The sequence below is a fragment of the Pseudochrobactrum lubricantis genome (assembly GCF_041929865.1).
GTDB classification, from domain to species: domain Bacteria; phylum Pseudomonadota; class Alphaproteobacteria; order Rhizobiales; family Rhizobiaceae; genus Pseudochrobactrum; species Pseudochrobactrum saccharolyticum.
This window is the reverse complement of record NZ_JBHEEE010000044.1, coordinates 1-1086: the sequence shown is the minus strand read 5'-3', so window position 1 is coordinate 1086 and position 1086 is coordinate 1. Positions and strand designations below refer to the sequence as shown.

Genomic DNA, 1086 nt, shown 5'->3' with positions numbered 1-1086 from the left:
AGGTTTCGCGAAAGCTGTGAAACTGCCGGATAGCCAGATTGTTCAAGATGCATCCGGCAGGTTGAAGCCTTCCAGAAAAACGCACAATCCCATGCTTGAGAAAGGCTTAGGCCAGTGGCTTGTCCATTGGGTCCGCTCCATGTCGGAGCGACAAAGCGCATATACCAAAACAGAGGTGCAATCAGGATAACGACAGCGACGCATAACAGAAAGAAATTTGGCGAAGGCTCATGAGGTTTCGTTATCATTTCTCAAAAGCCTTTCTGCCTTTTTCGATCATAGCATCGCGAAGTTTCTCGTTATCCTTTTGTTCAAAGGCAGTGAGAAGGACACCGAGAATGAACGCAGGATTTTCGCCACGTAATCCAGCCTTGGCGACCAGCCCGCCAAGCATGATTTTTTCATGAGCATCCTTGCGCCTATCTGCTGCCATTCCTTCTTTGTGCCTCCTGTAGAGCTGTTGCAGGTGCTGGCTTAGCTGGCCGTAATCATTCAGTCGCCGAGGACTGAAATCGGGCAGCAACTTCCTTCAAAGCCTTGAGCAGATCGCGGTCGCTGATCTCTAGGTCTGCAAGTCCAGCTTTGACGGCGATCGAACCCAATCTCTCAGCTTCCTTGCCTCTTTCTTCTTCAAGACGCTCCTGTAGGCGGGCAATTTCGTCCTGAATTTTCGAGACCCTTGAAACTTTGGCCATTCATCATTCTCCAATGAAAATTACTTCCCGACATTCAATGTTAATCCGATTTGCAACATACAGCAACAACATTCACAACCAGTGGTCGAGCGAAGCGAGCAAACAAAAAAGCAGAGAGTTGGCTTTGCCAACGCATTCTTAGTCCCGTCTGGACCTGCGGAGCAGTCCAGTTCTAAGGGCGCACTTATGTATCGACAAATCGATACCTTGCTGATACTTGTGAAAGCATGGCGATATTCCATCTTCACGCACAGGTTTTGAGCAGGGCAACAGGACAGAGTTCCGTCGCCGCCGCCGCCTATCGCCATTGCGCCACGATGACGAATGATCGCTATGGAACTACCCATGATTTCACAGCCAAGCGCGGCAACGTCCATAGCGAAATAGCTAT

At 49.6% G+C, this 1086-nt stretch carries 4 protein-coding genes; 2 read left to right on the top strand and 2 right to left on the bottom strand.

Annotation, left to right across the window (positions count from 1 at the left end):
- A partial coding sequence (locus JNC80_RS19940; protein WP_376711415.1) for a hypothetical protein occupies positions 1-190 on the top strand: 190 nt, incomplete at its 5' end.
- Between the two features lie 54 nt (positions 191-244).
- Here the strand turns inward: JNC80_RS19940 and JNC80_RS19935 are convergent.
- Positions 245-433 (bottom strand): conjugal transfer protein TraD, encoded by a 189-nt coding sequence (locus tag JNC80_RS19935; protein ID WP_151653970.1) that lies wholly within the window; start codon positions 431-433, stop codon positions 245-247.
- Between the two features lie 55 nt (positions 434-488).
- Entirely contained in the window at positions 489-695 is a 207-nt protein-coding gene (locus JNC80_RS19930) for a TraC family protein (RefSeq protein ID WP_376711414.1), read from the bottom strand.
- Positions 696-922: 227 nt separating this feature from the next.
- On the opposite strand from JNC80_RS19930, the gene JNC80_RS19925 reads away from it, so the two are divergent.
- The coding region (locus JNC80_RS19925; RefSeq protein ID WP_376711416.1) for a MobA/MobL family protein at positions 923-1086 on the top strand (164 nt) is incomplete at its 3' end.

Bases quoted from the DNA above. Each gene is read 5' to 3' on its own strand.
- JNC80_RS19935 (WP_151653970.1), bottom strand. From the start codon at position 433: ATGGCAGCAGATAGGCGCAAGGATGCTCATGAAAAAATCATGCTTGGC.
- JNC80_RS19930 (WP_376711414.1), bottom strand. From the start codon at position 695: ATGGCCAAAGTTTCAAGGGTCTCGAAAATTCAGGACGAAATTGCCCGC.